Source organism: Niabella yanshanensis (assembly GCF_034424215.1).
Lineage (GTDB): Bacteria > Bacteroidota > Bacteroidia > Chitinophagales > Chitinophagaceae > Niabella > Niabella yanshanensis.
The window spans coordinates 2281689-2302416 of sequence record NZ_CP139960.1 but is presented as its reverse complement, the minus strand read 5'-3'; the positions used below and the strand labels follow the sequence as shown (position 1 = coordinate 2302416).

The 20728-nt window shown below is 41.7% G+C and carries 20 protein-coding genes; 11 read left to right on the top strand and 9 right to left on the bottom strand.

Going from position 1 to position 20728, the window contains the following annotated elements; genetic code table 11:
• Positions 1-23 precede the first annotated feature (23 nt).
• The 3 genes from U0035_RS09285 to U0035_RS09275 all read left to right on the top strand — a co-directional run bounded on the left by U0035_RS09285 (position 24) and on the right by U0035_RS09275 (position 3496).
• Positions 24-1310 (top strand): prolipoprotein diacylglyceryl transferase, encoded by a 1287-nt coding sequence (locus U0035_RS09285; protein WP_114792035.1) that lies wholly within the window; start codon positions 24-26, stop codon positions 1308-1310.
• A 170-nt stretch (positions 1311-1480) separates the two neighbouring features.
• Positions 1481-2338: a sigma-70 family RNA polymerase sigma factor gene (locus U0035_RS09280; protein WP_008585204.1), complete on the top strand. Its 858-nt coding sequence runs from the start codon at positions 1481-1483 to the stop codon at positions 2336-2338.
• Between the two features lie 270 nt (positions 2339-2608).
• Positions 2609-3496, top strand: coding sequence for an SDR family oxidoreductase (locus tag U0035_RS09275; RefSeq protein ID WP_114792034.1), 888 nt, complete (start codon positions 2609-2611; stop codon positions 3494-3496).
• Positions 3497-3571: 75 nt separating this feature from the next.
• Here the strand turns inward: U0035_RS09275 and U0035_RS09270 are convergent, their stop codons facing one another.
• The 3 genes from U0035_RS09270 to U0035_RS09260 form a co-directional block, all read right to left on the bottom strand.
• Positions 3572-4156 carry a DUF1684 domain-containing protein gene (locus U0035_RS09270; RefSeq protein WP_114792242.1) on the bottom strand — a complete coding sequence of 195 codons (585 nt, stop codon included), beginning with the start codon at positions 4154-4156 and terminating at the stop codon, positions 3572-3574.
• 16 nt (positions 4157-4172) lie between these two features.
• A complete protein-coding gene (gene ctlX, locus U0035_RS09265; RefSeq protein WP_245957782.1) occupies positions 4173-5093 on the bottom strand; it encodes a citrulline utilization hydrolase CtlX in 921 nt (306 codons plus the stop codon).
• Between the two features lie 70 nt (positions 5094-5163).
• Positions 5164-6603, bottom strand: coding sequence for an arginine deiminase family protein (locus U0035_RS09260; RefSeq protein WP_114792032.1), 1440 nt, complete (start codon positions 6601-6603; stop codon positions 5164-5166).
• A gap of 125 nt (positions 6604-6728) precedes the next feature.
• Here U0035_RS09260 and U0035_RS09255 point away from each other — a divergent pair, with 125 nt between their 5' ends.
• Positions 6729-7616, top strand: coding sequence for a DMT family transporter (locus tag U0035_RS09255; RefSeq protein WP_114792031.1), 888 nt, complete (start codon positions 6729-6731; stop codon positions 7614-7616).
• Positions 7617-7720: 104 nt separating this feature from the next.
• On the opposite strand, the gene U0035_RS09250 is transcribed toward U0035_RS09255, so the two are convergent.
• The 4 genes from U0035_RS09250 to U0035_RS09235 form a co-directional block, all read right to left on the bottom strand.
• Positions 7721-8995 carry an AAA family ATPase gene (locus U0035_RS09250; protein WP_114792030.1) on the bottom strand — a complete coding sequence of 425 codons (1275 nt, stop codon included), beginning with the start codon at positions 8993-8995 and terminating at the stop codon, positions 7721-7723.
• 15 nt (positions 8996-9010) lie between these two features.
• The gene (locus tag U0035_RS09245) at positions 9011-9136 is read right to left on the bottom strand and encodes an ATP-binding protein (RefSeq protein WP_162817948.1); all 126 of its coding nucleotides are present in this window, start codon (positions 9134-9136) and stop codon (positions 9011-9013) included.
• A 162-nt stretch (positions 9137-9298) separates the two neighbouring features.
• Positions 9299-10618, bottom strand: coding sequence for a dihydrolipoamide acetyltransferase family protein (locus U0035_RS09240; RefSeq protein WP_114792028.1), 1320 nt, complete (start codon positions 10616-10618; stop codon positions 9299-9301).
• 225 nt (positions 10619-10843) lie between these two features.
• Positions 10844-12130 carry a CinA family nicotinamide mononucleotide deamidase-related protein gene (locus U0035_RS09235; protein ID WP_114792027.1) on the bottom strand — a complete coding sequence of 429 codons (1287 nt, stop codon included), beginning with the start codon at positions 12128-12130 and terminating at the stop codon, positions 10844-10846.
• 68 nt (positions 12131-12198) lie between these two features.
• Here U0035_RS09235 and U0035_RS09230 point away from each other — a divergent pair, with 68 nt between their 5' ends.
• A complete protein-coding gene (locus tag U0035_RS09230; RefSeq protein WP_114792026.1) occupies positions 12199-13086 on the top strand; it encodes a DUF6528 family protein in 888 nt (295 codons plus the stop codon).
• Between the two features lie 31 nt (positions 13087-13117).
• Here U0035_RS09230 and U0035_RS09225 read toward each other — a convergent pair whose 3' ends face one another.
• Both U0035_RS09225 and U0035_RS09220 read right to left on the bottom strand, forming a co-directional pair.
• On the bottom strand, positions 13118-13897 hold the full coding sequence (locus U0035_RS09225; protein WP_114792025.1) for a tetratricopeptide repeat protein: 780 nt from the start codon (positions 13895-13897) through the stop codon (positions 13118-13120).
• A complete protein-coding gene (locus tag U0035_RS09220; protein WP_114792024.1) occupies positions 13894-14400 on the bottom strand; it encodes a hypothetical protein in 507 nt (168 codons plus the stop codon). The genes U0035_RS09225 and U0035_RS09220 overlap by 4 nt, the downstream gene beginning before the upstream one ends.
• Before the next feature lie 157 nt (positions 14401-14557).
• Between U0035_RS09220 and dacB the strand changes: the two genes are divergently transcribed.
• The 6 genes from dacB (at position 14558) to U0035_RS09190 (ending at position 20721) form a co-directional block, all read left to right on the top strand.
• Positions 14558-15925 (top strand): D-alanyl-D-alanine carboxypeptidase/D-alanyl-D-alanine endopeptidase, encoded by a 1368-nt coding sequence (gene dacB, locus U0035_RS09215; protein WP_245957781.1) that lies wholly within the window; start codon positions 14558-14560, stop codon positions 15923-15925.
• A gap of 22 nt (positions 15926-15947) precedes the next feature.
• Entirely contained in the window at positions 15948-17267 is a 1320-nt protein-coding gene (locus U0035_RS09210; RefSeq protein ID WP_114792023.1) for an NAD(P)/FAD-dependent oxidoreductase, read from the top strand.
• Between the two features lie 45 nt (positions 17268-17312).
• Complete coding sequence (locus U0035_RS09205) at positions 17313-18299, top strand: aldo/keto reductase (RefSeq protein WP_114792022.1); 987 nt, start codon at positions 17313-17315, stop codon at positions 18297-18299.
• Positions 18300-18323: 24 nt separating this feature from the next.
• Positions 18324-19058: a DUF4488 domain-containing protein gene (locus tag U0035_RS09200; protein WP_114792021.1), complete on the top strand. Its 735-nt coding sequence runs from the start codon at positions 18324-18326 to the stop codon at positions 19056-19058.
• Between the two features lie 362 nt (positions 19059-19420).
• A complete protein-coding gene (locus U0035_RS09195; protein WP_327138741.1) occupies positions 19421-19579 on the top strand; it encodes a twin-arginine translocation signal domain-containing protein in 159 nt (52 codons plus the stop codon).
• Positions 19567-20721 carry a Gfo/Idh/MocA family protein gene (locus U0035_RS09190; protein WP_245957779.1) on the top strand — a complete coding sequence of 385 codons (1155 nt, stop codon included), beginning with the start codon at positions 19567-19569 and terminating at the stop codon, positions 20719-20721. The genes U0035_RS09195 and U0035_RS09190 overlap by 13 nt, the downstream gene beginning before the upstream one ends.
• Positions 20722-20728 lie beyond the last annotated feature (7 nt).

Below are 20728 nucleotides of genomic sequence, written 5' to 3'. Positions count from 1 at the left end.
AAATAAATTAAATTACCTGCTGAATGTATCCTAATTTATATTATGTTTTCCGGGACTGGTTTGGTGTAGAATGGAAGTTTTTACATTTTGTAAATTCTTTTGGTTTTTTTGTAGCAATAGGTTTTATCGTATGCTCTGTTGTGCTCGCTAAAGAACTAAGGCGAAAAAGTAAAGAAGGCATTTTTCAGCCAACTGAAGAAACGATTACAGTAGGGCATCCTGCATCAATAAGTGAGCTGGCCACTAATTTTTTATTAGGTTTTTTATTGGGATATAAGATTTTAGGACTGGCATTTTTAAAGAATTCATTAACTGTAAATCCCCAGGATTATATTTTTTCATCGCAGGGTAACTGGCTGGCCGGACTCGCGTTAGGGGCTGTTTTTGCTGCGATGAAGTGGCGCGAGAAAAACAAGCAAAAATTAGCTAAACCGGAAACAAGAACGATTCGTGTGTGGCCTCATGACAGGGTGGGAGAAATTACCATGATCGCCCTGATATTCGGACTGGTAGGTGCTAAAATATTTGATACGTTCGAAAACTGGGATTCTTTTATAAAGGATCCTTCTTCTATATTTTCTGCATCGGGACTGACTTTTTACGGCGGACTTATTTTGGCGGGTATCGCTTTGTGGTGGTTCACCCGCAAGCATAAAATTCCTTTTATCCATTTTGTGGATGTGATGGGGCCGGTAATGATGCTGGCCTATGGCCTGGGCAGAATAGGCTGCCAGGTTTCGGGAGACGGAGACTGGGGTATTTACAATGCAGCCTTTAAAACAACACCCAACGGCGGCATTTTGCCTGCCGCGCAGGGTGACTTTGAAGCAGCTGTCAACGCGAATGCCGAATTCTTTGCCCGCCATGACACCCATCACACGTTCTTTTCAAAACCAGGCTTCCTGAGCTTTCTTCCCGACTGGTTTTTTGCTTATGACTTCCCTCATAATGTTAACGAAACCGGTGTTAGACTGGCTAATTGCGCTGATCTTCAGTATTGTAATCATTTGCCGGTTCCTGTGTTTCCTACTTCCTTGTATGAAATTATCATGTGTCTTATTTTATTCGGCATATTGTGGATGCTTCGCAAGAAAATTAAAGTACCGGGACTATTATTTGGCATTTACCTCGTATTTAACGGGCTGGAGCGCTTTATGATTGAGCGTATTCGTGTGAATGTAAAAATGCATTTCCTTGGAATTGAAATGACTCAGGCTCAATTAATATCCTTTGCGATTATATTGGGCGGTATTGCCATGATTATTTTCGCCCGAACAAATTATAAAAAGAGCCAACCAACCACTGTTTAATACGTTATAATATAGTAAGGCGAAGAATTTATAGGATTATCGGCAGATTTTAGAATATGTTAGCTAATACCTGTTGATTTTCTTCAGATTTCTGCGTATTTTTGCAAGTTATTATTTATATTTAGGTACAATCCTACACTAAAGTTACCAAAAGGAGATTCAATTAAAATATGCGTCAGCTCAAAATTGCTACTCAGATTACCAACAGGGATTCACAGGCGGTTGAAAAATACCTGCAGGAGATCTCTAAAATTTCTATGATCACACCAGAGGAAGAGACTACTCTTGCTCAAAAAATAAAAATGGGCGACCAGCGCGCTTTAGATAAGCTCGTTCAGGCCAACCTCCGTTTCGTAGTTTCGGTTGCGAAACAGTACCAGCACCAGGGTTTATCTCTGAGTGATCTGATCAACGAAGGCAACTTAGGTTTGATCAAAGCTGCCCAGCGTTTCGATGAAACAAAAGGTTTTAAGTTCATTTCTTATGCCGTATGGTGGATTCGCCAAAGTATCTTACAGGCTTTGGCTGAACAAGGACGTTTAGTTCGTTTACCTCAAAATAAAATCGGTACTTATAATAAAGCCAATAAAGCTTATATGGCTTTTGAACAGGAGCATGAAAGGGAGCCTTCTACCGAAGAGCTTTCAGAATTGCTGGAGATGAGTGAAACAGAGATCAATAATATTTTCCAGAGCAATACCCGTCATACCTCTCTTGATGCACCCGTGCATGAGGCAGAAGATGTGGCTATGGGAGATCTGCTTGAGGGCGGGTCGGATACAGATGATGATGTAATGAAAGATTCTTTACGTAATGAGATCCGTCGCGTATTGAAATCACTTTCTCCCCGTGAAGCTGAAATAGTAAATGCTTATTTCGGTTTAGATGGTGAGAATGGCGTTACTATTGAACAAATTGGTCAGAAATATGATTTGACTAAAGAACGTATCCGCCAGATCAAGGAGCGTGCGATTAAGCGCCTGCAAAAAGCAAGGTATAGCAGTGCTTTGAAGTCTTACCTGGGCTAAGTTTCTTAGCCGTGTATGTATACAGATATTAAAAGCTCCGGCATTTGCCGGAGTTTTTTGTGTAAGGGTATTAATGGTAGGTTAAAAAAAGATTTAAAGCCTGACCCTCAATTTCTTTTAATAAACCGGGGCTAAGGCTGGGGCGAAGTTTTATTTTCACCTCTATTTGTATGGGTTTTAAAAATTTGTACAATGAAACGAAAGGAATTCTATTTTAGCGATATAATATCTGTTAAAAAGAATTTACTATTTACGCTTTAACAAATTGATATGAAAGTATTTGTAACCGGAGCCAATGGCTTTGTTGGTAGTTATATAGTGGCCCAGTTGTTGGCCGATGGGCATGAAGTATTTGCTTCTTCCCGCACAGGGGACCTGTCGTCATTCAACACAAATAAAAACTATCGCTTTATCCAGGTTGATTTTTCTGATCCCTTTTCTCTGCATGATGCCTTTGAGTTTGTACAGCCTGATATAGTGGTGCATAGCGGTGCTATGAGCAGGCCTGATGATTGCGAAATAAAGCAATCGGATGCTTTTGATACCAATGTGTTTGGAACGGTGCAGCTACTATTAAATGCTGAAGCTTATAAGTCCTTCTTTATCTTCCTCTCAACTGATTTTATTTTTGACGGCGAAAAAGGAATGTATAAAGAAGAGGACAAACCCGCGCCGGTAAGCTATTATGGCAAAACCAAGATGGATGCTGAAGAAGCTGTAATGGAGTACCGGCATGGCTGGGCTATAGTACGTACCTCTTTCGTGTATGGTAAACCCTTATACGGCCGGGGCAATTTTATTACGATGATTGCTGATAAGATCAGAACAAAGCAACCCTTTAATGTGGTGAACGATCAGTTGAGAACACCCACGTATGTAAGCGATCTTGCTAATGGCATTGCGGCTATTGTAAAACAAAGGACGGGAGGTGTATTTAATATTGCAGGCAAAAATATATTAACCCCCTTCGAGATGGCTCAGCGTGTTGCTGAGTCTTTAGGTATTTCCGATCACCTGATAAGGCCGGTTACAAAGGATGAGCTTAAAGAGCTGGCGCAGCGGCCTCTAAAAGGCGGATTAGATATTAATAAAGCTATCAGCGACCTGAAATACGAGCCGGTAAGTTTTGACGAAGGATTAAGGGCGACTTTGCGTTAGTCTATAAGATGCAGAATGTATGGGGAAAGCACAGATTTGCATCAGATAGATGAAAGCCTGTGCTTTCGCAATCCACTAATGTTCCTTCAAATATTTTTTCTCTCCTGCCCTGATAGCTACCCTAAGCCTGTTTTCTTTGGGTGGGATAGGACAGCTATAAATGCCCGAAACATAGGCGCAATATGGGTTGTAAGACTTGTTAAAGTCAACTGTTATCTGGCTGCCTTTTATATCGGAAACAGTGAGGTCAATATATCTTCCCGTTTCGTAAGACTCTTTCCCCGTAGTAAGATCGGTGAAGGGTAAAAAAAGATCATTCATATGTTTGGGATCCTGTAGTAACGACTGTGATTGATAAACATATAAAACCTGCATCGAGCCCTCGTAAAGAAAACTAAGCTTTCCGTATTGCCTGTACATTTTAGTCCTACCACTGGACGTAGGCAGGTTAAACCATTCCGCGTTTTTCACTGGTTCAAAATGAGCTTTTATTCGGGCTTTTTCATCTATCGGGAAAAACTGCAGGTATTGCCTGTCCCGGTTTTTTACCACGCCGTGATTCGACTTATAGTCATCAACAAATGCCTGGATGCTATCTTTATAAGACTGCTGCGCTTTAACATTAAAGTTGATCAATAAAAAAATAAAAAGAAAGCGCATATACATTATTGTGATTTTAAGAATGATCGGATTGAAGTGGCAGGAATATCTCAGCCATCATACATCGGGCGCTTCCTCCGCCATTTTGTTCAATGGTATTAAGCGACGAATGAATAATAGGATTAAATGATTCCAAAACAGTAATTTGTTCTGCTGTTAAGCTATTGTAGGCTTGCGTAGACATGATAAGAAACTGGTTGCCGGCGATATTTTCTACCTGCAGCATATTACCTGCAAAATGATTCATTTGTTGCAGGTCGATCTCAATGACTTCCTTGCCGGTTTCTTTAAACTTATCAGCCAGCATTCGCTGTTGTAATTGATCTTTGATACTCTCCAGGCAAATAACAACATAAGTGTCAGCCATGCACATCATCACATTGGTATGATAAATTTCCTTTTCATTTTCATCTACCGCATTAAATAATACGGGGCTGTAACCTATGGAGTCGCAAAAGTCATATAAGACAGAAGCATTGGTTCTGGGAGAAAGGCAGGCATACGCTACTTCATGATCTCTGTCTAATACCATACTGCCCGTGCCTTCCAGGTAGGCATTTTGCTGTTCATACGTTGTTAAATCGATAGTGGACCGAATAAAGAATGTTTCCTTCAGTTTCTCTACCACATTTTTATTACGCTCTAGTTTGCGGTTGTTGGCAAACATTGGGTAAAGTACTACAGTTCCATCTTCATGAAAAGAAATCCAGTTATTGGGAAATACAGAATCCGGTGTGTGTGGTTCCAACGTATCCTGTATGACAGTAACCTTGATGCCATAAACGCTTAGTATATGCACAAAGTTGTCGAATTCAAGCAGGGCTTTTTCATGCACATCAAGTTGTTCCGTTATTTTTTGAAAACTATTATTAACTGCCGTTTGCGGATTAAAAGCAAATGCGGCAGGACGAATCATTAACAATGTGGAAGTGGTCATTTTTTTTATTGGCAGATATTATTAGATAGTCGATTGGTTAGAACATGTTTTTTATGTAGCGGTTTCGCAATTATACTTCTTCTCTCAGTAAGGGCATACTCATACAATGGAAGCCTCCACGGGCCCGCGACAACTCTGCAGATGGCATAACAATAAAAGTATTTTTAATGTCTTTGGGAGTTATTGCGTCTGATTCAAATTGCTGCAACAGGTCTTTCACCCGAATAGTTTTAAAACCGGCCTTGACAAAAGCCTGGAGCGTTTTGTCGTTGCGGTCATAACCTACTACGACACCTTCTTTCAGCGCCAGTAAATTGCAGCTATCTGTCCATTGCTCACGTACATCGAAAGGAAATTCGTTATTGCCTGAGTATATGAATTTTACTTTATCCTCACACTGTAAATCATTCTTGCTAATGTCGATCAAAAGATCCTCAAGTGTTTCGAAGTAAACAGGATTGCCAATGTCTTTCTTTTTAAACTGAATGATGCTAATGCTCTCGTCTTTCTTTCTTGTATCCAGCGCTTTCTGTATATCATCTGCATCTTCTTTCTTTACATGTTTCCTTGAGAATTTTCCCAGCATTACCCACATATTTTTTTTCACCTGTGTAAAAATGGTATCTATGTGCATGTAGTCCCTTTTTTTAGGAATCTTTACAACAGATATTTTCTTTACAACATTCTTTTCAAATAATGTTTTAATAGCAATATGGGCGGCCTCCATGGATGTTCGTTCACTAACGCCTATCAATACATGTTCGGGGCTTACTACCATTATATCGCCGCCCTCCAGGGTTACCAGCTTATCTTCCGAATCTGCCGGAAGTAAGAATTGCTGAGGGCTTTCGGGTAATTCAATAATATTGTCCCGGTAACTTTTAAAGAGCGAATGGTTGAAAAATATGTATCTCATCAGCAATGCTTCCCTGGTACGGGCCTGCTTGGCCGGTTTATTTAAAAGGATATGGTTGTTGATGACAATCCCTATATCCCGCGTAAAAATAAAATTGGGAACCGGCGGGAACAACATCTCGGTATTCTTATAGGTGCCGGTAATAAAAACATTGGCCAGGTCATGCGCCTCTAAATTCATTAATTCATCCTGTACTTTATAAGAACAGTTTTCGATGGCACAAACTGAAGCAACCAGTTTCGAACGGATGTCGCGGTCTTCAAGTATTTGCGCCAATAGCCACTCGATTTCTATTACATGGGTCGATTGGTAAAAATGGCTGCTGGATGGCTTGAAAAAATTGAAGTCATTCTTTTTATCATCTATTTCAGCCAGCCTGCCTTTTATTTTTTCGGGATCGAGAAAGTAAAGTAATAGCTTGGTGTAGTAGTCGTACTCTTTGCGCCTGATCGTGTCCAGGTGTACTATATCCTCAAAAAGCCAGTCCTGCGCTTTGGACGGGACAACCTTGCCTAATCCACTATCCGGACTGTGTACTAAAAGTCTTTTTAATGTGCCTGTTTCAGAGCTGACATTTATTTTTTGTTCCTGCATAACGGTGGGACGATCAAATGAGTTTGATCGCTTCCCCCAAAAATACGCAAAGGGCCGCTAATACTGCTAACCTTTAAAAAGTCATTATTTCGTCTTATTTTTAAAATAGCTAGCTTTGCGGCCCCATGAGAAAATCTTTTTTTCAATTACATATAGCTGTGTTACTGGCAGGATTTACAGGAGTTTTAGGACGTTTAATTACACTTAATGAAGGACTTATTGTTTGGTATCGTCTGCTTATTACAGCCATTACCTTGTGGATGCTTTTTTATGCCACTAAACGCATTCAGAAAATACCATTGAAAGATATCTGGTATTTAACCGGAGCTGGTTTTATAAGCGCCTTGCATTGGGTGTTTTTTTATGCTTCTATAAAATATGGAAATGTTTCTATAGCCCTGGTTTGTTTTTCGGTGATCAGCTTTTTTTCTTCTATTTTAGAACCTTTGATTAACAGGGTTCGAATCAACCGGACAGAATTACTGTTCGGGTTGATGAATGTATTAGGGATTTGGTTGATCTTTCATTTTGATACCACCTACAAATTAGGGATTGCCCTGGGTTTAGTGGCCGCATTTTTTGGAGCACTTTTTCCTATTTTATTAAAGCTAAAACTAGGCCGGATCAATATGCAGACAGTGCTTACCTGGCAAATGACAGGCGGCTTTCTAACACTTTCCCTGGTGATGCCGTTTTATCTTCAGGCCTTCCCGGTGGAAAGCCTGCTCCCATCATTGAGTGATTTTTTGTGGTTATTGGTATTGGCCTGGGTTTGCTCTGTTATTGCGTTTCAGTTTTCAATGAATGCATTAAAAAAGTTATCTGCATTTACAGTAAATCTTTCCTATAGTGTAGAGCCTGTATACGGTATTCTTATGGCCTTTTTGTTGTTTAAAGAAAACCAGGTTCTGAATAAAGGATTTTATTTTGGTACTGCCATAATCATGTGCACACTGGTATTACATATGATACTGTTGCGAAGAAATAATAAAAGAATGGCAGCGCCTGCATAGCGTATGAAACGGGGAATAGTTTGCCTGTATCGGATACCGGTACATTGTAAAAATCATAACTCGCCAAAACTGCAAAAAAAAGGTAGTTTTGGCGAGTTATAAATTTAGTCTGCAAAGAGGTCTTCCAGCTTAATGTTATTTTGTACTAATTCATTACTATACTTATTTGTGTTTAGTCCGAATGTGGTAATCATCGTAATGAAAATGTTTTTCCGGGTTTGGGTAGCCTGTTGCAGGGCCGCGGTCTTATGCTTCAGGTTCAGGTAGTATCGTTTGTCAATGGTAAAAGGAGTGTTGTAGAATTTTATCTCACACTGGTTCATAATATTATCATCCCTGTTGATTAAAAGGTCTATTTGTGCTACATCATTAAACCAGCTGCTGTTGGTAGAGAAAATGGCGTCAATTCTTAATGCTTTTTTTATCTGGCTGATATGTTTCAGGCAAAGCGTTTCAAAGCTGAAACCGGCCCATGAAACAAAGGAAGAACTTTTGTACAATTTCTGCCAGGTTCCGGAACCGCTATTCCGGTTGTTTTGTATAAACTTCAGATAAAATTTTGAATACTCATCGGATAGCCGGTAAAGAGTAAGCTGCTTTTTATTGCCATAGTAAGGGTATTCGCTTATAAACCCCGATTCTATCAGTTCTTCAAGTTTTAAAGAAAGATCGCCGCCGCTGGCAATACCACTTTGCCCGGCCAGTTGCAGCCTTGTTATACCTTTGTTGGAGTTGGCAAGGGTTTTAATTATAGTAAGATGTTTCTCTGAATCGTCAAAAAGGGAGGCATACAATTGATTAAATTCGGTTCTTAAAGTTCCATCCTTTTCAAAGCAAAGGCGATCTATATTCTGTGCCACACTGGCTCCTTTGCTAAGTTTTTCGAGGTAGTGAGGAACACCGCCCATTGCCATATAAATCTGGGTAATATCATACAACGTATAGTCAATACCCCGGCTTTTTAAAAATTGCTGTGTTTCTCCCAGCGTGAAAGGCAGCAACCTGATCTGTCGTGTTATTCTGTTATGTAAGCCTCCCTTATTTTTTATGATTTTTTGTATCATATAAGACGCTGCTGAACCACAGATAACGACTATCAGGTCTTTTCGTTTGGTGCAATAATGGTTCCAGAAGTTTTCAAATGCCATCAGGAACTTTGACCTTGCGGTTGCTATCCAGGGGAACTCATCGATAAAAATTACCTTTTTGCCGGGCTTCTTAAGTTTATTCAGGTATGTTTCCAGTAAAGAAAAAGCTGCCAGCCAGTCTAAGGGACTTTCTGATTTAAGGCCCCGGTCTCTTCTATGAATTTCATGGGTGAAGTTCCTGATCTGGTCGTTCATATTGCCGTTATATAAGCCACTAATTTCAAACACCATATGCTTTTTAAAAAACTATCTGACCAGGAAAGTTTTCCCAACACGTCTTCTGCCGTAAATAGCGATTAACTCAGAATTTCTGTTGCCCAGCGATTCCTGAAGTATATTCAGCTCGTATTTTCTACCGATGAATTTAGACATTATGAAAAAATATATTCCGCCAAAATTAGTAAAAAAAGGAAGTTTTGGCGAAATATAAATTTCATAAAAAAATAGCTGTATGCCAGACATAGCAGGCTTTACCTATCATGCGTGTAGCATGTAAGGCTGTAGCCGAGCAAAATCAAGATTGTGGCTAAAAAGTTATAATGCCGGAGGTTGGAAGTTTTCCAGCTCTTTCGCTACTGCGGTAACAAAAGTAGCGCCAAGGCTCCCATCTATAATCCTGTGATCGTAACTCATGCTGATATACATCATATGACGAATAGCAATACTATCTCCATGAGGGGTTTCTATTACTACAGGGCGCTTTTTAATGGCGCCCACGGCCATAATGGCTACCTGTGGCTGATTGATAATAGGCGTACCCATCAGGCTGCCAAAGGTGCCTACATTAGTTAGCGTGAAAGTAGCACCTTGTGTATCGTCAGGCTTGAGTTTACTGTTTCGGGCAGCATCTGCCAGGTGATTTACCTGTTTGGTTAACCCTACAAGGTTTAGCTGGTCTGCATTTTTAATAACGGGTACAATCAGGTTACCGTTAGGCAGCGCTGCTGCCATGCCTATATTGATATCTTTCTTGATAATGATCTTATCTCCATCCACCGAACTGTTGATTAACGGAAATTTTTTGATACATCTTACAATTGCTTCAATGAACAAAGGCATAAAAGTGATCTTGGTGCCTTCCCTTTGCTGGAAACTACTTTTTACAGAGTCGCGCCACAATACAATATTGGTAACATCTGCTTCGCTGAAGCTGGTAACATGCGGGCTGGTTTGTACGCTGCGTACCATATGCTCGGCTATAAGCTTGCGCATACGGTCCATTTCGATTATCTCTAGATTTCCGCTTGATTGGGTAGCCGGGCTGCTGTAAGAGGACGAAGCACCTGCAGTTGTTTCATTGCTTACTGCTTTCACAGGCAGTGAAACCTCTTTTTTACTGCGACTGGCTATATAATCCAGTAAATCATTTTTAGTAACACGACCATCGTTACCGGTACCTTCTATTCGCTCCAGTTCACTGAGAGGAATGCTTTCCTGTGCTGCTATGTTTAGTACTAATGGTGAGTAAAACTTTCCTGTATGGGATTTTACCTCTTTTTTTATTTGGGTAGCTACTATTTCTGCAGGTGTTTCTTTTATTTCTTCAGTAATGACATTTTCTGTCAGCGGTTGAGCTGCTTCTATAATAACAGGAGTTGCTGCCGATTCGCGGCCAGAGGTCTCTATCCTGGCTATCACAGCATCTATGGGAACAACGTCATTTTCTTTAAACAATAACTCTGTTATTACGCCTTCGGCAGTACTGGGCACTTCGCTGTCCACTTTATCCGTGGCAATCTCTAAAATGGTTTCATCCATTTTTACGATATCGCCCACATTTTTAACCCATTTTAAAATGGTTGCTTCCATTATGCTTTCGCCTAGTTTAGGCATTACCAGATCAACTATTGCCATCGTGATATCAGTTTAAATAATTCTTATAACCTTGCTGCCTCTACCCGTACAACTGCATTTTCTGCTTCATGTTGCCTCACAAAAGTAGGGAAACGGCAGTAAATGTCAGGTTGAGTTTCTAACCTTGATCCCGGGGTACTGTATACCTTTATATTTTAGGGCTGGTTTTTAGTTGAAGGCCCTTTATGCTGTTGTACTCAATATTAACCGCTTGATTTTTAAGTGTTATTCTTTACCTCCCTGGTCAATAACAAATTTCCTCAACAGGTTCAAAGCCTGAAGGGCGGTACTTTGGATGTTGCGTTGCCGGTCGTAACCCAGGTTTAGTTGTTTGGTTACTATGTGTTGCCGGTTTCCCGCAGCTATCCATACCGTTCCCACGGGCTTTTCATCGTTGTCGGAGGCAGGTCCCATAATGCCGGTGGTGGCCAGGGCATAATCGGCATCAAACCTTTCAAGAGCTCCTGCTACCATTTGAATGGCCGTTTCTTCACTTACCGCCCCCTGTGTTTCCAGGGTTTCGTGGTTGACGCCCAGTATGTTTTCTTTGGCCTTGTTATTATAGGTGACTGCCGATCCGTTAAAATGGGATGAAGATTTAGGCAGGCTGGTGATCAGATGCGCAATGTAACCGCCTGTGCAGCTTTCCGCTGTAGCCATTTTTTTTTGTTGTTTCTGCAACAGCTGGCCGATGATCATCTCCAGTGTATCGTCATTTTCAGCGATGGTAATATGCTTTAAAGGAGCTTTCAGTTGCTGGTAGAACCGGCTCATTTCTTCTTCCAGCTGAATGCGGTCATTACCTCTCCCGGTTAATCTTAGTTTGACCATACCATAGCCAGGGAGATAGGCAAGTTTGATATAAGACGGCAGCTGGCTTTCAAGAGTAGCTAGTTTTTCAGCCACCATCGATTCACCCATTCCGAAAGTTGATAATACTTTGTGAATTACGATATCGCCACCAAAATAAGCAGTGATTCTTGGTAGCGCTTCGTTTACCAGTATTTTTTTCATCTCATAAGGAACACCCGGCATTGAAATGACGATTACTTTTTCTCCATTTCTGTTTTCAGTTTCAAACCACATCCCTGCAGCAGACCCATGCTCGTTATGCAACACGGTACAGCTTTCCGGCAGGTCAGCCTGGCGTATATTGGCTTCCGACAGCGCTACTTTTCTTTTGTAAACATTCACAAACAGGTGGTGTATATGTGCTAATACCGTTTCATTGCGAACCAGTCTGGTGTTAAAATAGTCGCAAAGTAAAGGTTTGGTAATATCGTCTGCCGTTGGTCCCAGTCCCCCGGTTATAATGATCAGCCGGGAGTACTTTTTCTCTTCGTCTAATGCATTCCATATATCGCTGTATACGTCGCCCACAGCTACACGCCGTTTTACCCATATTCCGGCTTTGTTTAATTCCTGCCCAATAAAAGCGCTATTGGTGTCTATAGTCTGTCCTATTAGTAATTCATCTCCAATGGTGATGACAGAGGCATTGATCTCACTCATTCAACTTGTATTTAAAAACAAATATCTTTGAAATAAGCTTACAATAAAAGTAATTTATAGGCTCCTATATGAAGAAGAATTTTAAAATAGCTTTTGTGTTGCTTATTGCCTCGCTGATAGCAGTTACTATCAGAGCGCAGGCGGACCTGGTGGCCTGTGGCGGCGATCAAGTAGTGATGATCGATAGCCGGAAGTCAACACCGGGTAAAGCGCATATTACCTGGACCTGGAAAGTAGGAGATGCAGTGGACCTTCCAGGGGAGTATCGGAAAATAATGGTGCCGCTGGATGAGTGCAAACCTGTAAAGGGAGGGAAACAATTGTTGATTACCTCTTCAGGTGGCGGGGTGGCATTGTTAGATGTTGCCTCGAAAAAGGTGCTGTTTTATGCCAACGCACCAATGGCGCACTCGACCGAAATGCTACCCGGCGGGAAGATAGCAGTGGCTTTATCAACTCATGCTATGGGTAACAGCCTAGAACTGTATGATAGTAAGAAAAGCGCGCAGCGATTATTCAGAGATTCTCTTTACTCCGGCCACGGTGTAGTTTGGAATGGAAAGCTGCAAAGGCTTTTTGCCCTGGGTTTTGATGAGTTGCGATCGTATCGGCTGGCGGACTGGAATAGTGTAAAACCATTACTGGTATTAGAGAGGAGTTGGAAGCTACCTGATGAAGGGGGCCATGATCTTTCTACTGTAAATGACAATGAAATGATCGTAAGTACGCATCGTAATGTTTTTAAATTTGATATTAAAAAGCAACAATTTGCCGTTTTTGAACCTCTTGCCGGCAAGCACGATATTAAGTCCGCTAATTATAATAAAGCTACTCAAAGGCTGGTATATACGCAAGCTGAGCAAAGCTGGTGGACTTTTAATATTTACAGCATTAATCCCAGCCAGGTCATCAGTATTCCGGATATAAAGCTGTACAAAGTGCGAATACTAAAATAGTATTTAGGGCGGGTTGAGGAGTACCTGTTAGTTAAAAAAATATCGTATTAGAGTGATGCGTGTAAACCATGCGTAACTTTTTACCTTCGGCCTTCAGCTGCCTGGCCTGTTGCAGTTCCTGGTTGGCCAGACTATCCGTATGGAATTTTTTATAGATAAGGCTTAAGTAGGAGTGCGCCTCCGCCAGCTCATGGTGCTCTATTTGCTTTCGAAAGGCACTCGCCGACCGTGTATAGTCCTTGTTTTTGAAATAAATAGCGCCTAACTGATAGTAATCGTATAAACCAACAGGGTGTGCCTTCTGAAGGTAGGTGCTTAAAATGTCAATGGCTTTTGCGCCCTGCCCCAGTTCACTGTAGCAGATGGCTTTCGTTACTGTGAGATGATAATTGCCATTTATTCCCCAGCCAATTTCCGGCGTTTTAGTTTCCAACAGGTCAATGTCTGCAATAGCTCCCTCATAGTCTCTGAAGAACTCATACCGGCACCAGGCCCTGTAACCCAGGTTTAGCAGCGTGTCGTATAGCACGGCTTTGTCGATTAGTTTTTTCCAGGTAATGAAATCGCCGCTCTTCAGGTAAGCGACGCTTTTTTCCCTGTATCCCCACGAAAAATACGGGCATATCACCAAGGCAGAATCATAAAGCATTTGAAATTCTTTAGAGAACTGGTAATACTTTTCATCGATATCTTCTACCAACTTACACGCCTTGTACTGCAATGTATCGTTCATATAAAGAAATGCATTGCAAACAGGCTGTGCGGAAAGTTTTCCTGCAAGTAACAAGAGGATTATAAGTGTCTTTTTCATGGAAGTATTTCAATTAGTTGTCCATTTCTGATTTTGAAGATCAGGTACTGATAATAGTCGACCGGTTGTCCATTTACCATTTGTACCTGCCAAACCTTAATGCTTTTTATTATAGATAAAAGTTGGCTGGTTATGCGCTTGTTAAAGCGCATCGGTTCGTATCGCATATTCATAGCCAGTAATCGGAACCGATCAGTTTGTCCTTTACAGTTTACGACGAATCTGATCCTGATTAATCCGGATTCTTTTAGTGGTATAGAACGATACGAAGCAAAAAATACAGAATCAATATACGGCTTGTAATCAGTGAAACACTTATCTGATGTAAATGCAAAGTATTGTTGGATGGTATTGGGATAACACAGCTCAAAGTTCTTGTCATCGCTTTTGGGATCGAAATCTATATCGCCAATTCTTTTCTCATATTGGGTGGCCTGCTGGGATGCTTGACAGCCTGCGATCGATAAAAAAACGATAATAGTGCCAGCCAGTATGTTTCTCATAAATATTGAAGTTGTAGTAAAGTAAAATAAACATCCACATTTATCTGTTTTTTTACAGCCTAATCATTCGTTAAACTTCCGTTGGTTACTATCGCCAAAATATCAATGATTTTGAGGCTTTTTGCAGTAAAATGATTACTTTAACCCAATGAAAAAAATGGCTTTTCTATTTGTATTCTGTGTGAACGTTTTATGTGTTTACGCGCAGGACCATCAGGGTTTAAAGCAAGCTATGGATGAGTTTAATGATGATCCCCAATTAAAGTTTGCGCTGGCAGGTTTATATGTAATTAATGAACAAACAGGCGAGCCGGTTTTGGAACAAAATGCTTACACGGGCCTGGCACCTGCTTCCACAGAAAAAATAGTTACCGCGGCTACCGCCCTGGATGTTCTGGGAAAAGATTTTACTTATGAAACCAGGTTTGGTATTGTTAATACTGGTAAGGGCAAAAGCCTTTATATACAGGCGTCTGGAGATCCCACTTTGGGGAGCTGGCGTTGGGATAGCACGAAAGAAGAAGTGATATTGGCGGCCATAAAAAATGCGGTAAAAGAAAAAGGCGTTAAACAGTTGGAGTCCATTATCGTCAGCAGCAAAGATTGGATCGCTGATGATGGCCTGCCTTCGCGCTGGACCTGGGAAGATATCGGGCAATATTATGGAGCAGGTTCGCAGGGATTGAACTGGCGCGAGAATCAATTCGACCTGATCGTAAAGTCGGGCGCTAATATTGGAGATCCGGTAACTGTTTTAAGAACGAAACCATTTCTTTATAACTACAAAATTATATCCGAAGCAAGAGCTGCAGGCAAAGAGACCGGAGATGAGTCCAGTTTGTATTATCCATCCAAAGGAAACGCCTATAGTGTGTTAAAAGGCACGATACCTGCCGGTAAAAACGATTTTGTAATAGCCGGTTCTATATATGACCCTTCCCGGCAATTTGCCAAAACCATCATTAACGAGTTGAAGGGTATTGTTGTAGTTAAAGAAAATATACAGTTAACGGGTAAGCGTTATGATAATATAGATTGGCTTTATACACATACTTCGCCAACAATGGCTAAAATAGTTTACTGGTTCTTACGAAAAAGTGTAAATCTTTATGGCGAAGCGCTAATAAGAACAATAGCACTAAAGACGAAAGGGGAAGCCACTACTGAAAAAGGAGTAGAGGCGGTACAGGAGTATTGGAAAACCAGGGGTATAGACCCTGAGGAAATGCATTTGTATGACGGATCAGGATTGTCTCCTCAAAACAGGATTACACCACACGCAGAGGTAGCTGTTTTAAAGTATGCAAAAGCGCAGTCCTGGTACCCCGACTTTTATGATGGTATACCTCTTTACAATGACATGAAAATGAAAAGCGGAACGATTAATCGCGTGAAAGGTTTTACGGGCTATCACAAGTCGAAGGTGGGCAAAGAGTATATTTTTTCTATGATTGTTAATAATTACAACGGCAGCCAGCTTTCTTTAATCAGGAAAATGTATCAGGTTTTGGATCAATTAAAATAGCAGCTATGTCAAAAATTTCCTTATGAATGACGAATTATATGATGTGATTATCGTTGGTGGCCGGATAGCAGGAGCCTCCCTGGCTGCAAGGCTGGGTGCTGCCGGATTAAAAGTGTTGATATTGGAAAAAGATATGATGCCCGGCCGTACAGTGGTGTCCTGTCCGTTGCTGTTAAGCAGCGGTATGCAGCTGCTGGATGAAATCGGCATTGACGAATCTTTATATGCACCCGATAATACCCGTTTTGCAGGCGTAGCATTAGAAATGAGCGAGTACTTCAGGACTTTTGTAGAAATACCGGATGTGCATGGTCGTCATTTCTTATATGGAATAGACCGGCAGATTCTGGATGAAGCAATATGGAGAAACCTGGAACGTTTTCCTTCTGTAACTCAACTGGAAAACTTTTCGGTAAGGGAATTATTGGTTGACGAAGATGGAAAGGTCTCTGGTGTTACAGGCATGTACAAAGGAGGTGAATCTAAAACTTTTTCGGCTGGGGCGGTAATTGGTGCAGATGGCAGACATAGTGTGGTTGCCAGAAAGGCTAATGCCTCCATCACTGAAGAAGTAAAGCAGTATAATACAGCCGTATATTATGCTTACTGGGAGGGTGTTGCGCCTTACAAGGCGCAGGACAAAGAATGGATACAAATACATTCGGGGTGTAATGGCTTTAGTGCAGTAGTAATACCGGCGAGCAGGGGACTTACAGGCGTTCTGGCCCAATGCAGACATGATTATTTCAACGCACCTGCCGGCGCAGATGAATGGTATCATAGCACCATCGCGTCTTTCCCAAGAGTAGCACAGAGATTGAAAAATGCCCATCAGGTAACTCCATTAAGTGGTATGAAAAATGTCAGCAATCTTTTCCGGCAGGCCGCTGGCAATGGTTGGACATTGGTTGGTGATGCCTATCATCAAAAAGACTCTTACGATGCTCAGGGTATCTATGATGCTTTACTGGGTGCTAAAATACTGGCATTGCAGCTTATAGATTGGAAGGAAGGTAAAAAAGACTGGGGCGCAGCCATGCAGGCTTACAACCGTGAAGTATATGATGCGCTGCATCCTATGTTCAGGTCTACACTTGATCGCCTAAAAAGAGAAATGTTTACGTGTCCTTCACCGAAACTGGCCAATGGATTGTTGCGTTGGGTGCTCACCAATAAAAAGTACCGGGAACGGTTTGGCTTGCTGGCAACCAGGAATATTTCCCCTAAAAACTGGGCGTCTCCCGGTGTTATGATTTCAGCTATATTGAACGGAGCTGTAGCCGATCTTCGCAGAAAACCTAATCAGGCGGTGTGGTGGACATTGCCGGAGCTTAAGCCCTGACCTCGTTATAAAAATAAATCCTATCATAATCAAACAGAATATAAAATGAAATTTTCTTCTGACCGGTATACCCAAATGCAATATCGCCGTTGTGGCGAATCGGGTATTTTATTGCCTGCAATATCGTTAGGCTTATGGCACAACTTTGGGGATGTGGATGACCCTAAAGTATATCGTAAAACATTGCATACGGCCTTTGATAATGGCATTACGCATTTCGATCTGGCTAACAATTACGGGCCTCCTCCGGGAAGCGCTGAAACAAATTTCGGCAAAATATTACATACCGATTTTAAAGATCATCGGGATGAGCTGATCATTTCATCCAAAGCCGGCTACACTATGTGGGATGGGCCTTACGGAGATTGGGGCAGCAAAAAATACCTGGTGAGCAGCCTGGACCAAAGCCTGAAGCGAATGAAGCTGGATTATGTCGATATTTTTTACCATCACCGCCCCGATCCGGGTACGCCGCTGGAAGAAACGATGTCGGCATTAGATCTGATTGTGCGGCAAGGTAAAGCCCTGTATGTAGGTATTTCTAATTATAAAGCACCTGAAGCAAAGAAAGCCATTCATATGCTGAAGAAAATGGGTACGCCATGCCTTATTCACCAACCCAAGTATTCTATGTATGAGCGCTGGGTAGAAGACGGCTTGCTGGATCTGCTTGGAAAAGAAGGGGTAGGCTGTATACCTTTTTCGCCATTGGCGCAGGGTTTGTTGACTAACAAGTATCTAAAAGGAATTCCGCGTAATTCGAGAGCCGCCAAATCTCATGGGTTCTTACAAAAAGAAGCGATTACAGAAGAACGTGTTGACCAATTAAAAAAATTGAACGAAATTGCAAGTGACAGGGGGCAGAGTCTTGCCCAGATGGCCCTGGCATGGTTGCTGAAAGATAAAAGAGTGACCTCTGTATTGGTTGGCGCCAGTAGTGCAGCGCAGTTGCTGGATTCTCTGAAATGCTTGAACAATACTAGTTTTGATAAAATCGAGCTGAATGGAATAGAAGGTATTCTTAAGTCGTAAATTTTTAACCTCTAAATGTATGATATGATTATCAGGAAATGGTTGCCGGCAATTCTTTTAATATGTTCCATCGGCTTTCTGGCCATGAATCAAAAGCAGCAGATCGCCCAGGCAGATTCTCTGGAAGGTGCATGGAGTCTGAGTTATGGCGGACAGGACTTTTCGATTCTTTTTGAAGATGGGTATTGCATGTTTACTCAGTACAATTTGAAAGAAAAGAAATTCGGGCTTACTGCGGGTGGTCCTTTTGTTATTGAGAATAATAAGATCAGGATCAAAACAGAGTTTAATAGTGCAGATAAATCGGCAGTGGGTAAAATTCAGGAGTATGGTTATAAGTTGTCTGGGAACGAGTTGACAACTACGTTGGATGGCTTCGAACTTAAATGGAAACGCGTGGATCCGGGGGGGAAGAACCTTGCTGGTAACTGGCGCATCATTAAAAGAAAACAGGGGGAAGAAATGGCCGATATCCCGTTAAGGCCCAGGAGGACATTGAAACTGTTAACTGCAACCCGTTTTCAATGGGCGGCTATTAATGTTGAAACCGGGGAGTTCTCCGGAACAGGTGGTGGCAACTATACTTTTAAGGATGGGAAATATACGGAATATATTGAATTCTTTTCAAGAGATAGCTCGCGTGTGGGCATGTCCCTGAGTTTTGATGGTAAACTTGAAGATGACAATTGGGTCCATTCCGGTAAGAGTTCTAAGGGTGATCCAATTTACGAAGTATGGGGTAGGTTTAATGGCAATTGATCTGCTATGTATTTATGTATATTCAAAAGCCTGGCATGCTGCCGGGCTTTTTGTTTAGATGCTGAACAGCTCCACAAATGATAAGCAGTATTGTAACCAGCGAACTTGTTCAGGTCTATTTTACTTAGGTGGCGGTACATTCATGTTACCTGTACCTCTGGCGCGAGGCAACAATGAGATACCTGAAAAATCTACATTGGAAAAGAAATGTTAAAACAACCGGCACCCCGTTTGTGTATATCATCATTTTATTCAAACGTTGTACTATTTTTTATAGCCGGGCTTTGCCCGATTTTAGATATTTTTAAAAGGTTAAATTAAATATCTAATCTCAAATAGACGGACCCGTCTTCTATTGCCATATGAATAATCGACGTCATTTTTTGAAAACTGCTGCGGCGCTAAGCACCGGTACTTTACTTTCAGCCGATCTTTTGGCAGCCATTCGCTCCGGTGTTTCTGCTAACGATAAAATAGGCCTTGGTGTGATTGGTTGTAAAGGCCAGGGATGGCAAACCTGACAGCCCTTTTAAAAGTGCCTGAAGTAGAGTGCGTGGCGCTTTGTGATATAGATGAAAATATACTCAACCAACGTAAGGCTGACCTGGTTAAACTCAATATTAAGCCCAAATTATACGGTGATTATCGCAGGTTGCTTGCGGATAAGAATGTAGATATTGTGGTGGTGGCTACTCCTGATCATTGGCATTGCCTGCAATTGATAGATGCCTGTGCTGCGGAGAAAGATGTGTTTTGTGAAAAACCTGTAGCCAATTCTATATATGAAGCACAGCTAATGAACAAGGCTGTAGAGCGCTATGGTAAAGTGGTACAGGTAGCGCAATGGCAGCGCAGCCAGCAACATTTCCGGGATGCTATCGCTTTCGTACATTCTGGCAAACTGGGCAAAGTGTCTTCTACCAAGGCCTGGATGTATCGTGGTGGCTCTAAAGCATTACCTGTAGTCTCTAACACGCCGGTGCCTGTTGGTGTTAATTATGATATGTGGCTGGGACCCGCAAAAAAACACCCTTTCAATAAGAACCGCTTTCATTACGAGTTTCGTTGGTTTTGGGATTATGCAGGCGGGTTAATGACCGACTGGGGGGTACACCTGATCGATATGGTATTGATGGGTATGAAGGCTGGAACACCTAAATCAGTAATGGCTACAGGTGGTAAATATGTGTTCCCGTCAGATGCCAGGGAAACGCCGGATATTCAAACTGCTTTATATGATTTCGGCAATTTTCAAATGACCTGGGAGCATAATATGGCCACAGGAGTGGGGTTATATGGGATGCAGCACGGGATTGCTTTTATTGGTGAAAACGGCACATTATTATTAAACCGGCAGGGATGGGAGGTGAAGCCTGAAAAAGATAAGCTGGAGGCCCTGCCCTGGTCAAAATCTGTAGACAGCGGCCTGGATAAACATGCTGCTAATTTTATAGATGTGGTAAAATCCCGTAAGATGAATGATCTAAATTGTCCGTTTGAGGCGGGCGCAAAAGTGGCCATTGCCAGTCATTTTGGCAATGTAGCGTTGAGAGCAGGAGAGAAGATCTACTGGGATGAAGCAAAGAGTAAATTTAATGTGGAGAAGGCAACCCGATTGGTAAAGCCTGTATACCATAATGGCTGGAAGTTGCCAATTGTGTAACTTTGTA

Bases quoted from the DNA above. Each gene is read 5' to 3' on its own strand.
- U0035_RS09285 (WP_114792035.1), top strand. From the start codon at position 24: ATGTATCCTAATTTATATTATGTTTTCCGGGACTGGTTTGGTGTAGAA.
- U0035_RS09280 (WP_008585204.1), top strand. From the start codon at position 1,481: ATGCGTCAGCTCAAAATTGCTACTCAGATTACCAACAGGGATTCACAG.
- U0035_RS09275 (WP_114792034.1), top strand. From the start codon at position 2,609: ATGAAAGTATTTGTAACCGGAGCCAATGGCTTTGTTGGTAGTTATATA.
- U0035_RS09270 (WP_114792242.1), bottom strand. From the start codon at position 4,156: ATGCGCTTTCTTTTTATTTTTTTATTGATCAACTTTAATGTTAAAGCG.
- ctlX (WP_245957782.1), bottom strand. From the start codon at position 5,093: ATGACCACTTCCACATTGTTAATGATTCGTCCTGCCGCATTTGCTTTT.
- U0035_RS09260 (WP_114792032.1), bottom strand. From the start codon at position 6,603: ATGCAGGAACAAAAAATAAATGTCAGCTCTGAAACAGGCACATTAAAA.
- U0035_RS09255 (WP_114792031.1), top strand. From the start codon at position 6,729: ATGAGAAAATCTTTTTTTCAATTACATATAGCTGTGTTACTGGCAGGA.
- U0035_RS09250 (WP_114792030.1), bottom strand. From the start codon at position 8,995: ATGGTGTTTGAAATTAGTGGCTTATATAACGGCAATATGAACGACCAG.
- U0035_RS09245 (WP_162817948.1), bottom strand. From the start codon at position 9,136: ATGTCTAAATTCATCGGTAGAAAATACGAGCTGAATATACTTCAGGAA.
- U0035_RS09240 (WP_114792028.1), bottom strand. From the start codon at position 10,618: ATGGCAATAGTTGATCTGGTAATGCCTAAACTAGGCGAAAGCATAATG.
- U0035_RS09235 (WP_114792027.1), bottom strand. From the start codon at position 12,130: ATGAGTGAGATCAATGCCTCTGTCATCACCATTGGAGATGAATTACTA.
- U0035_RS09230 (WP_114792026.1), top strand. From the start codon at position 12,199: ATGAAGAAGAATTTTAAAATAGCTTTTGTGTTGCTTATTGCCTCGCTG.
- U0035_RS09225 (WP_114792025.1), bottom strand. From the start codon at position 13,897: ATGAAAAAGACACTTATAATCCTCTTGTTACTTGCAGGAAAACTTTCC.
- U0035_RS09220 (WP_114792024.1), bottom strand. From the start codon at position 14,400: ATGAGAAACATACTGGCTGGCACTATTATCGTTTTTTTATCGATCGCA.
- dacB (WP_245957781.1), top strand. From the start codon at position 14,558: ATGGCTTTTCTATTTGTATTCTGTGTGAACGTTTTATGTGTTTACGCG.
- U0035_RS09210 (WP_114792023.1), top strand. From the start codon at position 15,948: ATGAATGACGAATTATATGATGTGATTATCGTTGGTGGCCGGATAGCA.
- U0035_RS09205 (WP_114792022.1), top strand. From the start codon at position 17,313: ATGAAATTTTCTTCTGACCGGTATACCCAAATGCAATATCGCCGTTGT.
- U0035_RS09200 (WP_114792021.1), top strand. From the start codon at position 18,324: ATGATTATCAGGAAATGGTTGCCGGCAATTCTTTTAATATGTTCCATC.
- U0035_RS09195 (WP_327138741.1), top strand. From the start codon at position 19,421: ATGAATAATCGACGTCATTTTTTGAAAACTGCTGCGGCGCTAAGCACC.
- U0035_RS09190 (WP_245957779.1), top strand. From the start codon at position 19,567: ATGGCAAACCTGACAGCCCTTTTAAAAGTGCCTGAAGTAGAGTGCGTG.